The organism is Xanthomonas translucens pv. undulosa, assembly GCF_017301775.1.
In the GTDB taxonomy this organism is placed as follows: domain Bacteria; phylum Pseudomonadota; class Gammaproteobacteria; order Xanthomonadales; family Xanthomonadaceae; genus Xanthomonas_A; species Xanthomonas_A translucens.
This window is the reverse complement of the sequence record NZ_CP063993.1, coordinates 3,427,164-3,446,042: the sequence shown is the minus strand read 5'-3', so window position 1 is coordinate 3,446,042 and position 18,879 is coordinate 3,427,164. Positions and strand designations below refer to the sequence as shown.

Annotated in this window: 20 protein-coding genes and 1 other RNA gene; 13 read left to right on the top strand and 8 right to left on the bottom strand. The window is 68.4% G+C overall.

The window, feature by feature from the left end; genetic code table 11:
- Positions 1-6: 6 nt before the first annotated feature.
- From ISN38_RS14620 to ISN38_RS14605, 4 genes are read right to left on the bottom strand one after another with little or no spacing between them, the layout of a single operon-like run.
- On the bottom strand, positions 7-531 hold the full coding sequence (locus tag ISN38_RS14620; RefSeq protein WP_170874096.1) for a pilus assembly protein PilP: 525 nt from the start codon (positions 529-531) through the stop codon (positions 7-9).
- 11 nt (positions 532-542) lie between these two features.
- Positions 543-1,217 carry a type IV pilus inner membrane component PilO gene (locus tag ISN38_RS14615; RefSeq protein WP_003471530.1) on the bottom strand — a complete coding sequence of 225 codons (675 nt, stop codon included), beginning with the start codon at positions 1,215-1,217 and terminating at the stop codon, positions 543-545.
- Entirely contained in the window at positions 1,214-1,951 is a 738-nt protein-coding gene (locus ISN38_RS14610) for a PilN domain-containing protein (protein WP_206711864.1), read from the bottom strand. The genes ISN38_RS14615 and ISN38_RS14610 overlap by 4 nt, the downstream gene beginning before the upstream one ends.
- Positions 1,951-3,009 (bottom strand): pilus assembly protein PilM, encoded by a 1,059-nt coding sequence (locus ISN38_RS14605; protein WP_003471536.1) that lies wholly within the window; start codon positions 3,007-3,009, stop codon positions 1,951-1,953. The genes ISN38_RS14610 and ISN38_RS14605 overlap by 1 nt, the downstream gene beginning before the upstream one ends.
- A 216-nt stretch (positions 3,010-3,225) precedes the next feature.
- Between ISN38_RS14605 and ISN38_RS14600 the strand changes: the two genes are divergently transcribed.
- Positions 3,226-5,655 (top strand): penicillin-binding protein 1A, encoded by a 2,430-nt coding sequence (locus tag ISN38_RS14600; RefSeq protein WP_003471537.1) that lies wholly within the window; start codon positions 3,226-3,228, stop codon positions 5,653-5,655.
- 191 nt (positions 5,656-5,846) lie between these two features.
- Positions 5,847-6,494 (top strand): hypothetical protein, encoded by a 648-nt coding sequence (locus tag ISN38_RS14595; protein ID WP_003471539.1) that lies wholly within the window; start codon positions 5,847-5,849, stop codon positions 6,492-6,494.
- A gap of 38 nt (positions 6,495-6,532) precedes the next feature.
- On the opposite strand, the gene ISN38_RS14590 is transcribed toward ISN38_RS14595, so the two are convergent.
- Complete coding sequence (locus ISN38_RS14590) at positions 6,533-6,727, bottom strand: hypothetical protein (protein ID WP_141696027.1); 195 nt, start codon at positions 6,725-6,727, stop codon at positions 6,533-6,535.
- 331 nt (positions 6,728-7,058) lie between these two features.
- Here ISN38_RS14590 and pepQ point away from each other — a divergent pair, with 331 nt between their 5' ends.
- Positions 7,059-8,390 carry a Xaa-Pro dipeptidase gene (gene pepQ, locus ISN38_RS14585; protein ID WP_058358471.1) on the top strand — a complete coding sequence of 444 codons (1,332 nt, stop codon included), beginning with the start codon at positions 7,059-7,061 and terminating at the stop codon, positions 8,388-8,390.
- A gap of 131 nt (positions 8,391-8,521) precedes the next feature.
- Here the strand turns inward: pepQ and ISN38_RS14580 are convergent, their stop codons facing one another.
- The gene (locus ISN38_RS14580) at positions 8,522-9,850 is read right to left on the bottom strand and encodes an aminopeptidase P N-terminal domain-containing protein (RefSeq protein WP_047325232.1); all 1,329 of its coding nucleotides are present in this window, start codon (positions 9,848-9,850) and stop codon (positions 8,522-8,524) included.
- Positions 9,850-10,395, bottom strand: a complete 546-nt coding sequence (locus tag ISN38_RS14575; RefSeq protein ID WP_058358472.1) for a YecA/YgfB family protein — start codon at positions 10,393-10,395, stop codon at positions 9,850-9,852. Before ISN38_RS14575 ends, ISN38_RS14580 begins: the two co-directional genes overlap by 1 nt.
- A 159-nt stretch (positions 10,396-10,554) precedes the next feature.
- Here ISN38_RS14575 and ISN38_RS14570 point away from each other — a divergent pair, with 159 nt between their 5' ends.
- The 9 genes from ISN38_RS14570 (at position 10,555) to ISN38_RS14530 (ending at position 17,567) form a co-directional block, all read left to right on the top strand.
- Entirely contained in the window at positions 10,555-12,774 is a 2,220-nt protein-coding gene (locus tag ISN38_RS14570) for a putative bifunctional diguanylate cyclase/phosphodiesterase (RefSeq protein WP_003471548.1), read from the top strand.
- A gap of 67 nt (positions 12,775-12,841) precedes the next feature.
- Entirely contained in the window at positions 12,842-13,063 is a 222-nt protein-coding gene (locus ISN38_RS14565) for a TIGR02449 family protein (protein WP_003471551.1), read from the top strand.
- Positions 13,060-13,353 carry a cell division protein ZapA gene (locus ISN38_RS14560; RefSeq protein WP_003471552.1) on the top strand — a complete coding sequence of 98 codons (294 nt, stop codon included), beginning with the start codon at positions 13,060-13,062 and terminating at the stop codon, positions 13,351-13,353. Before ISN38_RS14565 ends, ISN38_RS14560 begins: the two co-directional genes overlap by 4 nt.
- A gap of 98 nt (positions 13,354-13,451) precedes the next feature.
- Positions 13,452-13,636, top strand: a non-coding RNA gene (ssrS, locus tag ISN38_RS14555) — 6S RNA.
- Positions 13,637-13,973: 337 nt separating this feature from the next.
- Positions 13,974-14,567: a 5-formyltetrahydrofolate cyclo-ligase gene (locus tag ISN38_RS14550; protein WP_047325234.1), complete on the top strand. Its 594-nt coding sequence runs from the start codon at positions 13,974-13,976 to the stop codon at positions 14,565-14,567.
- Complete coding sequence (locus ISN38_RS14545; RefSeq protein WP_003471557.1) at positions 14,564-15,034, top strand: EVE domain-containing protein; 471 nt, start codon at positions 14,564-14,566, stop codon at positions 15,032-15,034. Before ISN38_RS14550 ends, ISN38_RS14545 begins: the two co-directional genes overlap by 4 nt.
- A 112-nt stretch (positions 15,035-15,146) precedes the next feature.
- Positions 15,147-15,794, top strand: coding sequence for a ribose-5-phosphate isomerase RpiA (rpiA, locus tag ISN38_RS14540; RefSeq protein WP_003471558.1), 648 nt, complete (start codon positions 15,147-15,149; stop codon positions 15,792-15,794).
- Between the two features lie 370 nt (positions 15,795-16,164).
- Entirely contained in the window at positions 16,165-16,614 is a 450-nt protein-coding gene (locus ISN38_RS14535; RefSeq protein ID WP_003473228.1) for a DUF192 domain-containing protein, read from the top strand.
- Positions 16,615-16,652: 38 nt separating this feature from the next.
- Positions 16,653-17,567 (top strand): SirB1 family protein, encoded by a 915-nt coding sequence (locus tag ISN38_RS14530; RefSeq protein WP_407071143.1) that lies wholly within the window; start codon positions 16,653-16,655, stop codon positions 17,565-17,567.
- A gap of 356 nt (positions 17,568-17,923) precedes the next feature.
- Here ISN38_RS14530 and ISN38_RS14525 read toward each other — a convergent pair whose 3' ends face one another.
- Positions 17,924-18,115: a rubredoxin gene (locus ISN38_RS14525; RefSeq protein ID WP_003477416.1), complete on the bottom strand. Its 192-nt coding sequence runs from the start codon at positions 18,113-18,115 to the stop codon at positions 17,924-17,926.
- Between the two features lie 74 nt (positions 18,116-18,189).
- Here ISN38_RS14525 and thiE point away from each other — a divergent pair, with 74 nt between their 5' ends.
- A complete protein-coding gene (thiE, locus tag ISN38_RS14520) occupies positions 18,190-18,813 on the top strand; it encodes a thiamine phosphate synthase (protein ID WP_108084712.1) in 624 nt (207 codons plus the stop codon).
- The last annotated feature ends 66 nt before the right edge of the window (positions 18,814-18,879 follow it).

Here is an 18,879-nt window from a genome sequence, read left to right as displayed (position 1 = left end):
AATCAATCATTGATCGTCCAGCGCCACGGCGGCCGGACGTTCCAGCCAACCGCCAGCGCCATCCGGCACCAGTTCAATCAAATCGATGCGGTCCTCGTGCACCCCGGTCACGCGGCCATCGCTTTGCCCCATGTAGATGCCGGGGCGGACCCGATAGGTCACCTTGTCTGGCGCCATCACCAGCGCCACCAGGCCACCGCCGTTGCCCAGCGTGCCGACCATCTTCAGGCCGTCCAGCGGGAACTGCTCGAGCGGTTCCTTGCGCCGGTTCGGGTCCGGGCGCAGGCCGTTGTTGCCGTCTGGACTCGTCCAGGCATCGCTGAACGGATCGCGCAGGCCCTGCGCCGCATATTCGAAGGTCTCGAACTGCTGCATCACCGGCAGCGGCTCCAGCGGCTGCGCCGGCCGCGCACGCACCTCCTTGACCCAGTTTTCCAGGTTCGGCGCATCGCCCGGGGAACTGGTCACGCCACGGCCGCAAGCGCCGAGCAGCGCCACCAGCGCCAGCCCGGCCAGGCACTTGAATGCCATGGTCCGCCGCTTCATGCGCCACCGCCTTGCTTGGAACCCTTCTTCGCCGCGGCTGCCTCCTTTTCCTGGTCCGCCATCTCCTTGTCGTCCAGATAGCGATAGGTCTTGACCGTGCCGGACAGTTCCAGCTCGCCGCGCGCGGTGAGTCCGGCCTTCTTATCCTTGGGCTTGAGATTGATGTCATGCATGGTCAGGATCACCACCCGCGGCAGCGACGCCACGCCGCTGACGAAGGCGCCGAATTGGTGGTAGCTGCCGACCATGCGCAGCGCGATCGGCTTCTCCGCGTAGAATTCCTTCGGCGACTCCGGACCGGGCTGGAACAGCTCGTTGGCCAGGCCGCTGGACAACGCGGTCTGCGAGATGTCGATGATCAGGTCCGGCATCTCGGTCTTGCTCGGCAGCTGCCGCAGCATCTGCTGCAGCACCTGCTCCATCTGCGCCAGCTGCTGCTTCAGCGGCTGCAGGTTGACCGCGCGGCTTTGCTCCTTCTCGAACGAGGCGCGCAACTCGGTTTCCTTCTGCTCCAGCGAACCCAGCTCGTCGCGCTTGTCGCTGAGCAGCAGGAACCAGGACATGGCCAGGATGAACAGCGTGAGCAGCACGCAGAAGCCGATCTTGGCCTGCTGCGGCCAGTTGCCGATGTTGTTGAAGTCGAGGTCTTTTACATTGAATTTCTTGCTCATGACGCCGGTCCCTGTTGCGCTGGCGTGGCGGCCGGTGTGGCGGCCGGCGGCGTCGCGGGTGCAGTGGCTGCGTTCGCTGCAGCAGGCACGGCAGCGGCGGGCGGCGCCGGCGTGGCGGCCGCGCCCGGTGCGGCCGCGCCCGGCGCCGATTCGGAGGCGTCGCCCGGAACCGGCAGCTTGACCTTGAGCGTGAACACGTACGGCAGGGCCTTGGCGTCGACGATCGGGCCCTTGGCCTCCTTGTCCTGCGCCTTGGCCTCGATCACCGACAGCTCCGGATTGGTCATCCAGCCCGAGCCTTCGAGGTTGCGCATGTAAGCGCTGACCCGCGCATTGGATTGCGAGCGCCCTTCCAGGGTCAGGATGTCGCCTTCCTGCTTGACCGCGGTCAACACCACGCCGTCGGGGATGGTGCGCACCAGCGAATCGAACAGATGCACCATCTGCGAGCGCTTGGCCTGCAGTTCCTCGATGACCCGCTTGCGCGCCAGCAAGCGCCGTTTCTGTTCGTCGAGCTTGTCGATTTCCTGGTTCTGCGCCTTGACCTTGTCGATCTCGGTCTGCAGATAGGCGTTGCGCTCGTTCTGCCCGGTGATCTGGCGGTCGTAGTAGAACCAGACCAGCAAGGCCAGCAGCACGCCGGCCAGCGCAGCGAAGCCCAGCATCGCGTAGAACTCGCGCTCGCGTTGCTTGCGCCGCTCCGCCCGCCAGGGCAGCAGATTGATTTTTGCCATCAGTCGAAGCTCCTCAGAGCCAGGCCGGTGGCGATCATCAGCGCCGGCGCGTCCTGCGCCAGCGCATGCGCCTGGACCTTCGGCCCCAGGGTCATCTGCGCCAGCGGGTTGGCGACCACGGTCGCCACCCCCAGTTGTTCCTCGACCATCTCCGGCAACCCGGCCAGCGCCGCGCAACCGCCGGCCAGCACGATGTGGTCGACCCGGTTGAATTCGCTGCCGGCGTAGAAGAACTGCAGCAGGCGGCTGATCTGCTGCACCGTCGCCTCCTTGAACGGCTCCAGCACCTCGATCGCGTAGCTTTCCGGCAGCCCGCCCTGGCGCTTGGCCATGCCGGCTTCCTCGTAGGTCAGGCCGTAGCGGCGCATCACTTCGTCGGTCAGCTGCTTGCCGCCGAACACCTGTTCGCGGCTGTACAGGCTGCGCCCGCCGCGCAGCACGTTGAGCGTGGTCATGGTGGCGCCGATATCGACCAGGGCGACCACGCCGTCGGCGGCCACCGGCAACTCGCTGGCAACCATCGCGAACGCGTTCTCGACCGCGAAGGCCTCCACGTCCATGACCTTGGCGATCAAGCCGCCGAGCTCCAGCGCCGACTGGCGCAGCTCGACGTTCTCCGAACGCGACGCGGCCAGCAGCACCTGCACCATCTCCGGATTGTTGGGGATGATCCCCAGCACCTCGAAGTCCAGGTTCACTTCCTCGATCGGATACGGGATGTAGTTGACCGCCTCCAACTCGACCTGCGCTTCCAGTTCGCTCTCGTCCAGTTCGGCCGGCATCGGGATCAGCTTGGTGATCACCGCCGAGCCGGCCACCGCCGCCGCGGCATGCCTGGCGCGGGTACCGGAACGGGTCACGGCGCGGCGGATCGCCTCGCCCACGGCTTCGACCTCGACGATGTTCTTCTCGACCACGGCGTTGGGCGGCAGGGGTTCCACGGCATAGTGCTCTACGCGGAACCGATTGCCGCTACGCGACAGCTGCAACAGTTTGACCGCAGTCGAACTGATATCGACACCGATCAGCGGTTGCTGACTCTTTGGGATAAGCCCCACGGATTTTCCCCTGCCGACGGGCATTTGGACGCCACTGTTGCGCCCGCGCATTAATAATGATTTTTTTGCAATTGGCAACCGCCCTGGCATGGCGTGACCTCTGTCACGGCATGTCCTGCGGCAGCAAACCCGTCGCATCCCCGGAACCGGCCCCAGCCGTTCCCCGGCGTACTCTATACTCTGCGCCCAAGAAATCTGCAATCGGAATCTCTCTCGATGCCCCGTTTTCGTCGTTGGCTGCGCTGGGCGCTGGTCACCTTTTTCGTCCTCGCCCTGATCGGAGCCGCCGCCGCCGGCGGGCTCTATTACGTGGTGTCCTCCAAGCTTCCCGATGTGCAGACGCTGCGCCAGGTGGAGCTGCAGGAGCCGATGTACGTCTATGCCAGCGACGGCAAGCTGATGGCCCTGTTCGGCGAGACCCGGCGCTATCCGATCACCATGAAGGACGTGCCGGAGCGGCTCAAGCAGGCGTTCCTGGCCACCGAGGACGCGCGCTTCTACCAGCACGGCGGAGTCGACTACAAAGGCATCGCCCGCGCGGTTTGGCTGCTGGCCACCACCAGCGACAAGCGCGTGCCGGGCGGCTCGACGATCACCCAGCAGGTCGCCCGCCAGTTCTTCTTGAGCTCTGAATACAGTTATACGCGCAAGCTGGCCGAGATCCTGCTGGCGCGCAAGATCGAGGCCGAGCTGAGCAAGGACGAGATCTTCGAGCTGTATCTCAACAAGAGCTTCTTCGGCAACCGCGCCTACGGCGTCGCCGCCGCGGCCGAGTACTATTACGGCAAGAAGCTCAACGAACTGAGCCTGGACGAGATGGCCTCACTGTCCAGCATCCCCAAGTTCCCGTCCAGCGGCAACCCGATCAGCAACCCCGAGCGCGCCAAGCAGCGCCGCGACAACTACGTGCTCAGCCGCATGGCCGCGCTGGGCTTCGTCAGCCAGGCCGAGGCCGACGCGGCCAAGGCGGTGCCGATGCATGCGACCCCGCACGAGCGCCCGGTCGAGGTCGAGTCGCCCTACGTGGCCGAGCTGGTGCGCCAGGAAATGATCGCGCGCTTCGGCGGCGACGTGCTCGACAAGGGCTACCACGTCACCACCACCATCGATACCGAACTGCAGGCCGCGGCCAACCATGCGGTGCGCCAGGGCCTGGTGATCTACGACCGCCGCCATGGCTGGAACGGCGTGGAGAAGCATTTCGACGTCGCCGCCGATGCCGACGCGGCCGCGCTGGCCAGCCACCTGGCCGGGATCAATGCGCAGGGCGGCATGCTGCCGAGCATCGTCGCCGCCACCGGCAGCGACGGCAGCGCCACCGTGGTGCTGGTCAACAAGACCGAACTGGTGCTGCCGGTCGCGTCCAGCCGCTGGACCGGGCGCAGCCCGGCCACGCTGCTCAAGCGCGGCGACATGGTGCGGATCCAGGCCGGCGACAAGCCGGGCGAGTGGGAAATCACCCAGCTGCCGCGCGGGCAATCGGCGCTGGTCTCGCTGGATGCCAACAACGGCGCGCTGCGCGCCCTGGTCGGCGGCTTCAGCTACGCCGGCAACAAGTTCAACCGCGCCACCCAGGCGCGCCGCCAGCCGGGTTCCAGCTTCAAGCCGTTCCTGTATGCGGCCGCGTTCGAGAAGGGCTTCAACCCGGCCTCGATCGTGCTCGACGCGCCGGTGGTGTTCCGCGATCGCCGCGGCAAGACCTGGTCGCCGCAGAACGACGGCGGCGGCTTCAAGGGGCCGATGCGCCTGCGCGAGGCGCTGGTGCAGTCGCGCAACCTGGTATCGGTGCGCCTGCTCGACAGCATCGGCGTGGACTTCGCACGCAAGTACATCAGCCAGTTCGGCTTCCAGGAGGCCGAACTGCCGCCCAACCTGTCGATGTCGCTGGGCACCGCGTCGCTGACCCCGCTGTCGGTGGCGCGCGGCTATGCGGTGTTCGCCAATGGCGGCTCGCGGGTGGACACCTGGATCATCGACAAGGTCACCGACCGCGACGGCAACGTGCTGTTCCAGGAGCACCCGCCCACCGCCTGCCGCAGTTGCGGCAGCGTCGGCGGCAGCGCCACCCCGGCCAGCCAGGTCGTCGACGGCTTCAACTTCGGCAGCGCCGCGCCGCCACCGCCGCCCGCGGCCACCGCCGCCGCGACGCCGCCCCCGGCCGAGACCGCGCCGGCGACCGATCCCGAGGCCAAGGTGGCGCCGCGCGCGATCGACGAGCGCACCGCCTACCAGTTGGTCTCGATGATGCGCGACGTGGTCCAGCGCGGCACCGGCACGGCGGCCAAGGTCCTGGGCCGCGCCGACGTCGGCGGCAAGACCGGTTCCACCAACGACCACCGCGACGCCTGGTTCTCCGGCTTCGGCGGCCCGTATGTGACCACCGTGTGGGTCGGCCGCGACGACTTCCGCTCGCTCGGCTACCGCGAATACGGCGGCAAGGCGGCGCTGCCGATCTGGATCGAGTACATGCGCGTGGCGCTGAAGAACAAGCCGATCGCCAGCAACGATCCGCCGGCCGGCATGGTCCAGGCCACGCTCAACGGCGCCACCGAATGGGTCAAGGTCGAGGACATGGACCGCATCCAGGAGTTCGACTACGGCCAGCAGGACCAGAAGACCGACGACGCGGCGTTCGACATTTTCTGACCGACGCTCGGGACTCGGGACCGGGGACTCGGGACTCGGCGGGTCCTGGGGCCGAGGCGGCGATGGCTGGCGGACGCTGCGTCGCCTGACGATTCGATCGGAATGCAGCCTCGCCCGGCGCGTGACAGCGCTGCATGCCGGCGTCACCGCGCTGTTGTACAGTCGGGGCAGGCTTTGACGGAGGCGGCCCCATGCACCACGCTCGGCAACATGCCCAGACGCGCACGCACGAACGCCGCCGCCGGCTGGCCCACGAAGCCGCCCGGCTGATGGCCGAAGGCGGCATCCGCGACTTCCACCAGGCCAAGCTGAAGGCCGCAGAGCGGCTCGGCATCCATGACGACGCCTCGCTGCCGCGCAACCGCGAGATCGAGGATGCGCTGCGTGAATACCAGCGCCTGTTCGCCGGACCCGACCACGCCGGCGGCCTGCGCCTGCGCCGCGAGGCCGCGTTGCGCGCGATGGACTTTCTGCGCTGCTTCGCGCCGCGCCTGGTCGGCGCGGTGCACGACGGCACCGCCGATGCCAACAGCCCGGTGCAACTGCACCTGCACAGCGACGACGCCGACGCGGTCGCGCGTTTCCTCGAGGAACACCGGGTCCCGGCCGAATCGCGCACGCGCCGGCTGCGCCTGGACCGCGAACGCAGCCAGGACTTCCCGGTGTGGCTGTTCGCCGCCGAAGAGCTGGCCTTCGACCTGACCGTGCTGCCCTACGATGCGCTGCGCCAGGCGCCGCTGTCGCAGATCGACGAGAAGCCGATGCGGCGCGCCTCGGAAAACCAGTTGCGGCAGTTGCTGACCGAGCAGGACATCGCCGACGACCTGCAACGCCGCTGAGCGTCGCGCGCGCCGCGCCCCATTGCCAATCTCTCCTTTCACCAACGCCCCCCCGCGGCATGCCTGCCATTGCGCCCGATGCCATCGTCCTTGAGGCCTTCTACGCACTGCTGGAACTCGACGGCACCACGCGCATGCACGATGCCGACAGCCAGGCGCTGGTGGCGCAGATCGACGTGCCGGTCGCGCATTCGCGCAACCCGAGCCAGATCCTGCCAGTCGACGCTGCCCACTGCGGGAGCGACGTCGGCGGAAACGGCGCCGGGCGGCCTCGGGCCATCCGCAATCGCCCCCATATTGCGCCCAGCGCGTTGGCCGTGATTCCCTGTAGGAGCAACTTCAGCCGCGACAGGCCTTACCGATGGATCCTGTCGCGGCTGAAGCCGCTCCTACAGGTTCCTCGATCGGCTGGAAGAAGATCCGACCGGCTTGGCGACGGCTGTCGCTTCCCGGCTACGCCCGGGCATGGCCGCATGCCATGCGTGGGCAAGCGGTGCGTCACCACGCCAGCGCCGTTTCCGGCAAACTTGGCATCCACTTTTCCGCATCGCCGAACGAGCCGCCATGATCCAGCACGACCCCAGCGCCCTGTACGCCGCGCATCTGCGCACGCTGGCGCAACGCGCCGACACCGCGCTGGCGCGCGGCGGCTTCGAGCATCTGCTCGTACCCAGCGGCAGCCTGCACTACCAACTGTTCGACGATCGCGATTACCCCTATGCGGTGAATCCGCAGTTCAAGGCCTGGCTACCGCTGACCCGGGTGCCGAATAGCTGGCTGGTGTACACCCCGGGGCGCCGCCCGCAACTGATCTTCCACCAGCCGCGCGACTACTGGCACGTGGTGCCGGCCGCACCCAACGGCTGGTGGGTCGAGCATTGCGACATCCACATCATCCGCACGCCGGAACACGCGCTGGCGCTGCTCCCGGGGCCGGCCGCGCGCTGCGCGATCCTCGGCGAAGCGCAGAGCGCGCTGGGCGACTACGTGCCGAACAATCCCGAAGCGGTGGTGCAGTACCTGGAATATCACCGCGCCTACAAGACCGCCTACGAACTGGCGCTCATGCGCCAGGCGCAGCACCTGGCAGTGCGCGGCCACCGCGCCGCCGAAGCCGCGTTCCGCGACGGCCGCAGCGAGTTCGAGATCCACATGGCGTATTGCAGTGCGGTCGGCCAGGACGCCAACGAACTGCCGTACGGCAACATCATTGCGCTGAACGCGCACGGCGCGGTGTTGCACTACACCGAACTGGAGCGCCAGGCACCGGCGCAGCGGCGCAGTTTCCTGATCGATGCCGGCGCTTCCGCGCACGGCTATGCCAGCGACATCACCCGCAGCTACGCCGCCGACACCGGCAGCGAGTTCCAGTCGCTGATCGACGCCATCGACGCCGCGCAGATCCGCATGGGCGACAGCGTGCGCGCCGGCGTGGACTACACGCAGCTGCACCTCGACGCGCACCTGGCGCTGATGGGCGTGCTCAAGGACTTCGGCGTGATCACCGTGTCGCCGGAAGCCGCGCTGGCCACCGGCGTCAGCGCCGCGTTCTTCCCGCACGGCCTCGGCCATCCGATCGGCCTGCAGGTGCACGACGTGGCCGGCTTCGCCGCCAACGACCGCGGCGGCCGCATCGAGCGCCCCGCCGGCCATCCCTACCTGCGCATGACCCGCGTGCTCGAACCGGGCATGGTGGTGACGATCGAACCGGGCGTGTACTTCATCGACATGCTGCTGGACGAAGTGAAGACGTCCGGCCACGCCGCCAGCATCGACTGGGAGCGCGTGGCGCAGTTCAAGCCCTACGGCGGCATCCGCATCGAGGACGAAGTGGCCTGCACCGAGGGCGATCCGGAGAACCTTACCCGGCCGGCGTTTGCGGCGTTGGCGGCCTGACGGCCGCCGGGAACGGGGAATGGAGGAAGCGCTGGGAATCGGAAATCGCAGGAGCAAAAGCAAGAGCGATCATCCGAGGTTCTCGCTTGCGGCCGCCCATCTCACACGCGACCTACCACTTTTCCGATTCCCTAGTCCCCATTCCCGGCCATTAGCCCCTCGATCTCCTCCGCGCTGCGCTCCAGCGCCGCGGTCAGCACGCGGTGGCCGGCGTCGGTGATCAGCACGTCGTCCTCGGTGCGGATACCGATGCCGCGCCACTTCGCGTGGACGGCCTTGTCGTCGGGCGCGATGTACAGGCCCGGCTCGATGGTGAAGACCATGCCCGGCTCCAGCAGACGCGACGCGCCGGCCAGCTTGTAGTCGCCGACGTCGTGCACGTCCAGGCCGAGCCAGTGCCCGGTCTTGTGCCGGTAGAAGCGCTGGTAGCCATCGGCCAGGTTCTGTTCCAGCGTGCCCTTGAGCAGGCCCAGCCGCAGCAAGCCTTCGGTGAGGGTCTGCACCGCCGCCAGGTGCCCGGCCTCGTAGGCAACGCCCGGCCGCGCCTGCGCCAGCGCCGCCGCATGCGCCGCGCCGACCAGATCGTGCAGCGCGCGCTGCTCGGCGCTGAAGCGGCCGCTCACCGGGAAGGTCCGGGTGATGTCGGCGGCATAGCCGCGGTACTCGGCGCCGGCGTCGACCAGCACCAGCTCGCCGTCGCGCAGGCGCGCGGCGTTGGCGCGGTAGTGCAGCACGCACGCGTTGGCGCCGCTACCGACGATGCTGCCGTAGGCCGGCCAGGCGTCGCCGGCGCGAAACTCGCGTTCTGTCTCGGCCTGCAACTGGTATTCGTGGATGCCCGGCCGCGCCAGCCGCATCGCCGCGCGATGCGCGGCCACGCTGAGGTCGGCGGCGACCTGCATCAGCGCGATCTCGTCGCGCGACTTGAACAGGCGCTGCTCATGCAGCAGATGGCCCAGTTCCAGGAACTCGTGCGGCGGCTGCGCGCCATGCCGCACCTGGGCGCGCACCCGATTGACCCAGCCGATCAGCTTGAGGTCGAAATCGACATCGCGGCCGAAGTGGTAGTACACCCGCGAGCGGCCTTCCAGCAGGCCCGGCAGGATCTCGTCGAGGTCCTCGATCGGATACGCATCGTCCATGCCGTAGCGTTGCACCGCGCCTTCCTGGCCGGCGCGCGGGCCGTCCCAGGCCTCGCGCTCGGGATCGCGCTCGCGGCAGAACAGCAGCGTCTCGCCGTGCTTGCGGCCCGGCACCAACACCAGCACCGCTTCCGGCTCGGGGAAACCGCACAGGTACCAGAAGTCCGAATCCTGCCGGTACGGGTAATGCGTGTCGTGGCTGCGCACCCGCTCCGGTGCGCTCGGCAGCACCAGGATGGCGTGGTCGCCGGCCATGTCCATCAACTGTTTGCGCCGACGCGCGTATTCGCCCGCGCCGATACCGGTGAGCCGCTTCATCAGTTCAGGCGTTGCCGGTGGCGCGGGCCGAGCACGCAATCGCTGTGCAGTAGCAAGGCCGCCACGCGCACGAACTCCTCGATCTCGGCCAGCGCGTCCTCGTCCTCGTCGCCGCTGTCGAAATCGTCGGTGCTGGCCTGGGCCAGCCGCGCCAGATCCTGCAGCGACTCTTCACCCTCTTCCGACAACGGCGGCTTGGCGCCGGCAGCCAGGCCGAAGCCGCCGAGAAAGCCGCGGCACCAGTCGAACAGGGCGTCGGCGCGCTCGGACAGCGGCGCGCCGGCATCGGCCAGCACCAGGTCGAAGGCGAAGTCGCGGTCCTCCAGCTGCGCGGCGCTGGCCTCGCGCAGCCGGTCCAGCACGTCGCCGCGGCGCGGCATGGCGATGCCGGCATCGGCCAGCACTGCCGCCGGCCACGCCGCCAGGTTGGCGCCGCCGCCGGCCAGCCAGCCGCACAACGCACCGTGGAGTTCGGCCGCCGACGCGGCCAGGCCCAGTTGCTGGCTGGCTTGGGTGACGTCGTCGGCGCTGGGAAGTTCGATCATGGACGCAAGGCCTGGTGTGCGCTCGCCACGGGAGTCGGGGCCAGCGGCGGAGCGGGACTGTGCAGTGTAGCAATCCGCATGTGCCGCGCTGCTTGTGAAGGCTTCCGGCAGGCGCCTACACTCCACCACCCCTTCCCTGACCGAAGCCCTGTTCCCGCCATGTCGATCGAGCACGTCGCTGCGGGAATTGCCAGCCATGCCGGCACGGACTGGCGCTGGGGCTGGGCCGCCGCCGCCGTGGTCCTGGCGGTGGCCACGGCCGTGGCCGCGCTGCAGGCGCTGCACTGGCGGCGGCGCATGCAACAGCAGTTGCAGCGCCAGCAGCAGCTGCAGCAGCGCGACCGCCACCTGAAACTGGCGCTGTGGGCCTCCGGCGAGCACTTCTGGGACTACGACCTGCAGCAGCGCAAGCTACGCCGCATGCGCGCCGACGAAGCGGCGCCGCATGCGCAGGAGATCACCATGGTGATCCGCGAGGACGACCCGCTGCGGATCCACCCCGACGACGTGCCGCAGGCCGAGCGCGCGCTGCGCGAGCACCTGCGGGGACTGACCCCGGTGTATGTGGCCGAGTACCGGGTGGACCTGGCCGGTGACGGCGTGTGGCTGTGGGCGCGGGTGCGCGGCCGCGTGGTCGACTACAGCGCCGACGGCAAGCCGCGCCGGCTCGCCGGCACCGCGCGCGACATCACCTCGCACCGCCAGGCCGACCTGGAGCGGCGCATCGCCAGCGAGGTGCTGCGCAGCATGAGCGAGGCGGTCGCGGTGCTGGACGAAGACTTCCGCTTCATCTCGGTCAACCCGGCATTCACCCGCATCACCGGCTACAGCGAACGTGAAGTGCTCGGCCAGCCGATGACGCTGCTCGACCACGCGCCCGAGACCCCGGCGCCGCCGTCGCACGACCGCGGCCGGCCCTGGCGCGGCGAAGCCTGGAAGCGGCGCAAGGACGGCCTGGAGATCCTCTGCCACGTGCGCCGCAACACGGTCGTCGATGCCGACCGCCGGCACAGCTTCCACGTGGTGGTGCTGGAAGACATCACCGACCAGAAGCGCGCCGAGCAGGAACTGCGCTACCTGGCCAACTACGACACGCTGACCAGCCTGCCCAACCGCGCGCTGCTGTCCGAACGGCTGGCGCGCGCGATCGTGCGTGCGCGGCGCCAGGGCACTGCGGTGGCGGTGCTGTTCCTGGACCTGGACCGGTTCAAGGACATCAACGATTCGCTCGGCCATGCGGTCGGCGACCGGGTGCTGCGCGCGGTCGCCGAACGCCTGCAGCAGGCGGTGGGGCCGCAGCACACGGTCGCACGCCTGGCCGGCGACGAATTCACCGTGGTGGTGGAGGACATCGCCGACCAGGCCGAGGCCGAAGCCGTCGCCGCGCGCGTGCTGGCCGCGTTCGATGCGCCGCTGCAACTGGAGGATGGCCGCGAAGTGGCGATCTCCTCCTCGATCGGCATCTCGCTGTTCCCGCAGCATGCGTTGCTGCCCAGCGAACTGCTCAAGCACGCCGACACCGCGATGTACCAGGCCAAGGGCGCCGGGCGCCGCAACGCGCAGGTGTATTCGGCGCGCATGGACCAGGCCACCCGCCACCGCGCCACGCTGGCCAGTACCCTGCGCAAGATCCCGCTCGACCAGGAACTGAAGCTGGTCTACCAGCCGCGCTATTCGCTGCGCGAGCAGCGCGTGGTCGGCGTGGAAGCGCTGCTGCGCTGGCACAGCGCCGATTTCGGCACGGTCTCGCCGAGCCAGTTCATCCCCCTGGCCGAGGAGACCGGGTTGATCCTGGAGATCGGCGAGTGGGTGCTGCGCCAGGCCTGCACCACGCTACGCGGCTGGCGCGAACTGGGCCTGACCGCGTTGTGCATGTCGGTGAACGTGTCGGCGATCCAGCTCGAGCGCGGCGACCTGCCGGCGCTGATGGCGCGGATCCTGGACGAGACCGGGGTCCCGGCCGCCAACGTCGAACTGGAACTCACCGAAAGCGTGGTGATGTCGCAGGTCGGCAAGAACGCGGCCACCCTGCACGCCTGCCGAGCCCTTGGCCTGGCCCTGGCGATCGACGACTTCGGCACCGGCTATTCGTCACTGGCCTACCTGAAGCGCTTGCCGATCAACACCTTGAAGATCGACCAGGAGTTCATCAGCGACCTGACCCGCGATCCGGACGACGAGGCGATCACCAGCACCATCATCGCAATGGGCCACTCGCTGGCGCTGAACGTGGTCGCCGAAGGCGTGGAGCAGCCCGGCCAGCTGGCGTTCCTGCGCCAGCACGGCTGCGACGAGATCCAGGGCCACCTGGTCGCACCGGCACTGGAACCGGAGGCCTGCCTGCAGTTGCTGCGGCAGCCGTTGCTGCTGCCCGCCTGAGCGGCGGCCGTCGCGGCGTCTGCCGGCGTCTTGACCGCCACTCCGACGCATGCCTATCGTGGGCGCCATGGACAGCCCCGACGCCCTCGCCCAGCTCCGCACCCTCGCCGCACGCGTGGAAACGCTGGTCGAGCGCTGCCAGCGCCTCACCGACGAAAACCGCAGCCTGCGCCAGCAGCAGGAGCAGTTGATCGGCGAGCGCTCGCAGCTGCTGACCAAGAACGAGCAGGCGCGCTCGCGCGTCGAAGCGATGATCACCCGGCTCAAGTCGTTGGAGCAGCACACGTGAGCGAACCGGTCAGCGTCCGCATCCTCGATCGCGAATACACCGTCGGCGTCGAAGCCGAAGAGCGCGACAGCCTGCTCGCCGCCGCGCGCCTGCTCGACGCGAAGATGCGCGAGGTGCGCGGCAGCAACCGCATGGCCGCGGTGGACCGGGTCGCGGTGCTGGCCGCCTTGAACCTGGCGCACGAACTGCAACAACTGCGCGACGAGCAGGCGCGGCGCGATCATGAGATGGCGCGCACGCTCGCCGATCTCAATCGCCGGCTCGACGGTGTGGTCGATACGGCGCGTTGATATACCCATCGCATTTCCATCATCAACGTGAATTGCCGCGTACTGCGCGACCGACGAACGGACTAGCCAAGCGCGGCGACAGCGCTATACTTCGATTGCGTTCTCTGCTGTAAACGACAGCGTGTGCAAACATTCGCCTTGTCCCTTAATTACGACCACGGGATGGCGACGGAATCGGGTGTGCAGGTCCGCCTCGTAGCGGGAAGCCCGATGGTTCCCCAGCTATCCCACTTGAACCCCGGGTTCAAGGTCGTTTCGCACGCATCGTCATGGCGGAGAATGCAATATCCCGGAAACGGCGCCGCAAGGCGCCGTTTCCTTTTGTGCGGCCACCGCGACGCGCGCCTGAGCGCCCCCCCACCCTGGATACTGGCGCCCGCCAGGCAGACGCCGCATGCCCTGCGCGCCCGGAGCGTCGCCCCCGCTGCCGCCGGGTGCGACGTGCCCGCCAGCAGGCCGCCTGGGCGCATCGCCCACGACCTCATGCTCGCGCCGCCCACGGTATGCGGGCTGGAAGCCGCCGCGCCGATCGCCGCCAACGCAGTCGCCCCGGCAACGCCGCAGTAGTCAGTCCGCGCCCGGGCACCGACAATAGTGCGGTCTCTTCCCACGCCTGTCCGATGACTTCCGACCAACGCGACTCACTGCGCCAGCAACTGCGCGCGCGCCGCCGCGCGCTCTCCGCGACCGAGCGCCTGGCGGCGGCCGATGCGCTGGCGCAGCAGCTGCTGAACTTGCCGTTCGCGCCGCAGCACGGCCACGTCGCCGGCTACTGGGCGATGGACGGGGAGATCGCGCTGCACCGCTGGCAGCTGAGCTTGCCGGCCGGTGTGCAGTACTGCCTGCCGGTGCTCAGCGGCAAGACCCTGCGCTTCGCGCCGTGGCGCCCGGGACAGCCGCTGACCGCCAATCGCTACGGCATTCCCGAACCCGAACTCGCCGCCGCGGCGACGCTGGCGCCGGAGCAGATGGCGCTGGTGGTGGCGCCGCTGGTCGGCTTCGACGCCAGCGGTGGACGCCTGGGCATGGGCGGCGGCTGGTATGATCGCAGCTTCGCGTTTCGCCAGCGGCAAGCGCCTGCGCCCTGGCTGGTCGGCGCCGCGTTCGCGGTGCAACAGGTCGCGGCGCTGCCCGTCGCTGCCTGGGACGTGGCGCTGGACGCGGTCTGCACCGATTCCCTCACCCTCCTGACCGCGACCGATTTCCCCGCATGACGGCACGCAAGCGCTACTGGCTGATGAAGTCCGAACCGGACGTCTTCTCGATCGACGACCTGCGGCGGGTCGGCAGCGAACCCTGGAACGGGGTGCGCAACTACCAGGCGCGCAACTTCATGCGCGACGGCATGCGGGTCGGCGACGGCATCCTGTTCTACCACTCCAATTGCAAACTGCCGGGAATCGTCGGCGTGGCCACGGTGGCCAGCGCCGCATATCCGGACGACACCCAGTTCGACCCCGAATCCGACTACCACGACCCCAAGGCCACCCGCGAACAACCGCGCTGGTACCTGGTGGACGTGGCGTTCGAGCGCAAGCTCGCGCGCACCATCGCGCTGGACGAGATCAAGCAGCACAGCGACGCGCTCGGCGAAGGCTTTGCGCTGACCGCGCGCGGCAACCGCCTGTCGGTGTTCCCGGTCACCGCCGCGCAGTGGAAGCTGCTGTTGGCGCTCGAGTAGCCCGGGTTGGGCGTTGGGGCTTCGTCTCCTGCCCTACCCGCCTGCCGCTTTTCACGAATCCCGTTTTTCAACAGCCGAATGGCTGGTCATCCCCAATCTCGAGTCCAAATCCATGTCCGAAAGCAAACGCCTAGCCGCCGAAAAAGCCATCGAATACGTCGAAGACGGCATGATCGTCGGCGTCGGCACCGGCTCCACCGTGGCGTATTTCATCGACGCGCTGGGCCGCATCGGCCACCGCATCAAGGGCGCGGTCTCCAGCTCCGAGCAGAGCAGCGCCCGCCTGCGCCAGCACGGCATCGAAGTGCTGGAACTGAACCATACCGGCAAGCTGTCGCTGTACGTGGACGGCGCCGACGAGTGCGATCCGAACCGCTGCCTGATCAAGGGCGGCGGCGCCGCGCTGACCCGCGAGAAGATCATCGCCGAGGCAAGCGAACGCTTCGTGTGCATCATCGACCCGAGCAAGCAGGTACAGACGCTGGGCGCCTTCCCGTTGCCGATCGAGGTGATCCCGATGGCGCGCAGCCTGGTCGCACGCGAGATCCTGGCGCGCACCGGCGGCCAGCCGGTCTGGCGCGACGGCGTGGTCACCGACAACGGCAACGTGGTCCTGGACGTGCACCACCTAGCCATCACCGACCCGGTGGCGCTGGAGCGCGACCTCAACCAGATCCCCGGCGTGGTCTGCGTCGGCCTGTTCGCACGCCGCCCAGCCGACGTGGTGATCGTCGGTGGCGAGCCGCCACGCGTGAGCTGACGCGGGACGATGTCCCGGGGTAAATCGATGTCAAGCGATTTGATGCAAAAAGGGCCGATTTTTTAAAAAAAAAGCGGCTTCTTTTGCAGCTCCGGCGCAGCCGCTTTTTTTGTAGGAGGGGCTTCAGCCCCGACGCCTTACCGGTAACGCGTCGGGGCTGAAGCCCCTCCTAAAGAAAACGCAGCATTGCTGCAGACATGGGAAAATCCCGAGTCCCGAGTCCCGAGTCCCGAGTCCCGAGTCCCGAGTCCCGAGTCCCGAGTCCCGAGTCCCGAGTCCCGAGTCCCGAGTCCCGAGTCCCGAGTCCACTATTGACACTCCACGCACCATGCAACAAGGTGCGCGCTATCCCATCTTTCCCGGCAACGCCATGTCCCTGTTCCGCGCCCTGTTCGTCCTCGTCCTGCTGTCCCTCAGCGGCTGCGCCAGCGCCGGCAGCGACTGGGTGGAACTGGCCGGGCACCGTTACCAGGTCGAGCTGGCCCAGGACGACGCGACCCGCGCGCGCGGCCTGATGTTCCGCGACCAGATGGAGCCCGACCACGGCATGCTGTTCATCCACGACCGCGAGGAACCGCAGGCGTACTGGATGAAGAACACCAAGATCGCGCTGGACATCCTGTACTTCGACAGCAAGCGCAAGCTGGTGGCGCAGCAGCGCGACGTGCCGCCTTGCTCGGCCGGCAACGCCTGTCCGCCCTATCCCAGCAACGCGCCGGCGCGCTACGTGCTGGAGCTCAACGCCGGCCAGGCCGCGCAAATCCAGTTGCAGGACGGCGCCGAACTGAGCTTCGGCCCGGGCGTCCCCAAGCCCCGCTGAGCTGCGCCGGCATCGGGAAAACCGCCGCCGCTGTCGCGCTGAACCCGACACCGCTGTCGGGAACCCCCGGACTTGATCGCGTCGCACTTTGCGGCCAGTCTTGGGCCATGGTGGACCGACTGACATTGCCGAGCTGGAATACGCTGGCCGCGCTCGACGACGATGCGCTGCCGCTGCTGGCCACCGCGTTGCTGATCGCCCGCGACGAGTATCCGCAACTGGATGCCGAGCACTACGACACGCTGGCGCAGAACCACGCCGACCATCTGCGCCACGAAGTGGCGATGATCGAGCCGTGGCCGCTGAAGATGGCCGCGATCAACCGCCACCTGTTCGAAGAACTCGGCTACAGCGGCAACCACGACGAGTACTACGACCCGCGCAACAGCTACATTAACGAGGTGTTCGAGCGCCGCCTGGGCAATCCGATCTCGCTGGCGCTGGTGCAGATGGAAGTGGCCCGGCGGCTGGACATCCCGCTCGACGGCGTGTCTTTCCCCGGCCACTTCCTGGTGCGCCTGCCGGTGGACGACGGCCTGCTGGTGATGGACCCGTTCAACGGCGGCCGCCCGCTGGCGGTGGAGGAACTGCGCGAGCGTGCGCGTCCGCACCTGGGCGGGGAAACGCCAGACGACCGCGCGCTGCTGCAGATCCTGGATCCGGCACCGCACCGCGCGATCCTAACCCGGGTGCTGCGCAACCTGCACGGCGTCTATGCCGAACGCGACGAATGGGACCGCGCCGCGCGCAGCGCCGACCGCGTGCTCAAGCTGATGCCCGACCAGCCGGAAGCCCTGCGCGACCGCGGCCTGGCCTACCTGCAGATGGACTACGTGCCCGGCGCGCGCCGCGACCTGGGCCACTACCTGCAACTGAACCCGGAAGCCAGCGATGTGCTGCCGATCCGCGAACGCCTCGTGGAACTGAGCGCGCGGGCGCAGCGGATGCATTGAGGACTCGGGACTCGGGACTCGGGACTCGGGACTCGGGACTCGGGACTCGGGACTCGGGACTCGGGACTCGGGACTCGGGACTCGGGACTCGGGACGGCAGGATGATGTCCCGGGGTAAATCGCTGTCAAGCGATTTGATGCAAAAAGGGTCGATTTTTTCAAAAAAAGCGGCTTTTTTTGCAGCTCCGGCGCAGCTGCTTTTTCTGTAGGAGGGGCTTCAGCCCCGACGCGTTACCGGTAAGGCGTCGGGGCTGAAGCCCCTCCTACAGAAAAGCAGAAATGCGCCGAACTTGCGAAAATCCCGAATCCCGAATCCCGAATCCCGAATCCCGAATCCCGAATCCCAAGCCCCGAAATCACTCCATCTCCACCATCTCGAAATCGTCCTTGGTCACGCCGCAGTCCGGGCAGGTCCAGGTGTCGGGCACGTCTTCCCAGCGGGTGCCAGGGGCGATGCCTTCTTCCGGCAGACCGTCGATTTCCCTGTAGATGAAGCCGCAGACGACACACATCCAGGCGCGGTAGGTGGTGGCAGTGGCGTCGCTCATTGGATAATCGCAGGTCTACGGGCCGAACGGGACGGCATTGTCCCACCCTCACCCGCGCACCGGAAGGCTCATCCATGAATGCATCATCCCCGCCCCGGGGCATCTACCTGATCACCCCAGACGAGGCAGACGGCGAACGCCTGCTGGCGCGCGTGGCGCCGCTGCTCGGCCACGGCCCGACCTGGCTGCAATACCGCAACAAACGCGCCGACACGGCGCAGCGCCTGGCCCAGGCGACAGCACTGCAGGCGCTGTGCGCGCAGGCCAGAGTGCCGCTGATCGTCAACGACGATGTGGCCCTGGCGCAGGCGGTCGGCGCCGCCGGCGTGCACCTGGGCGAAGACGACGGCGACCTGGCCGCCGCGCGCGCGGCGCTCGGTGCCGATGCGCTGATCGGCGCCTCGTGCTACGACGACCTCACGTTGGCCCGCGCCGCCGCCGCCGCCGGCGCCAGCTATGTCGCGTTCGGCGCGTTCTTCGCCACGCGCAGCAAGCTCACCACGCGCCGCGCCGATCCCGGTCTGCTGCGCGACGCCGCGGCGTTGGGATTGCCACGGGTGGCGATCGGCGGGGTGATGCCCGACAACGGCCACGCCCTGGTCTCCGCCGGCGCCGACCTGCTGGCGGTGATCAGCGGCGTGTTCGATGCGGATGATTCGCGCGCGGCCCTGGCTGCGTACCGCGCCTGTTTCGACTGAGGCACGGTGCCGGGGCGGATGGTTCCCTTCTCCCACCGGGAGAAGGTGGCCCGAAGGGCCGGATGA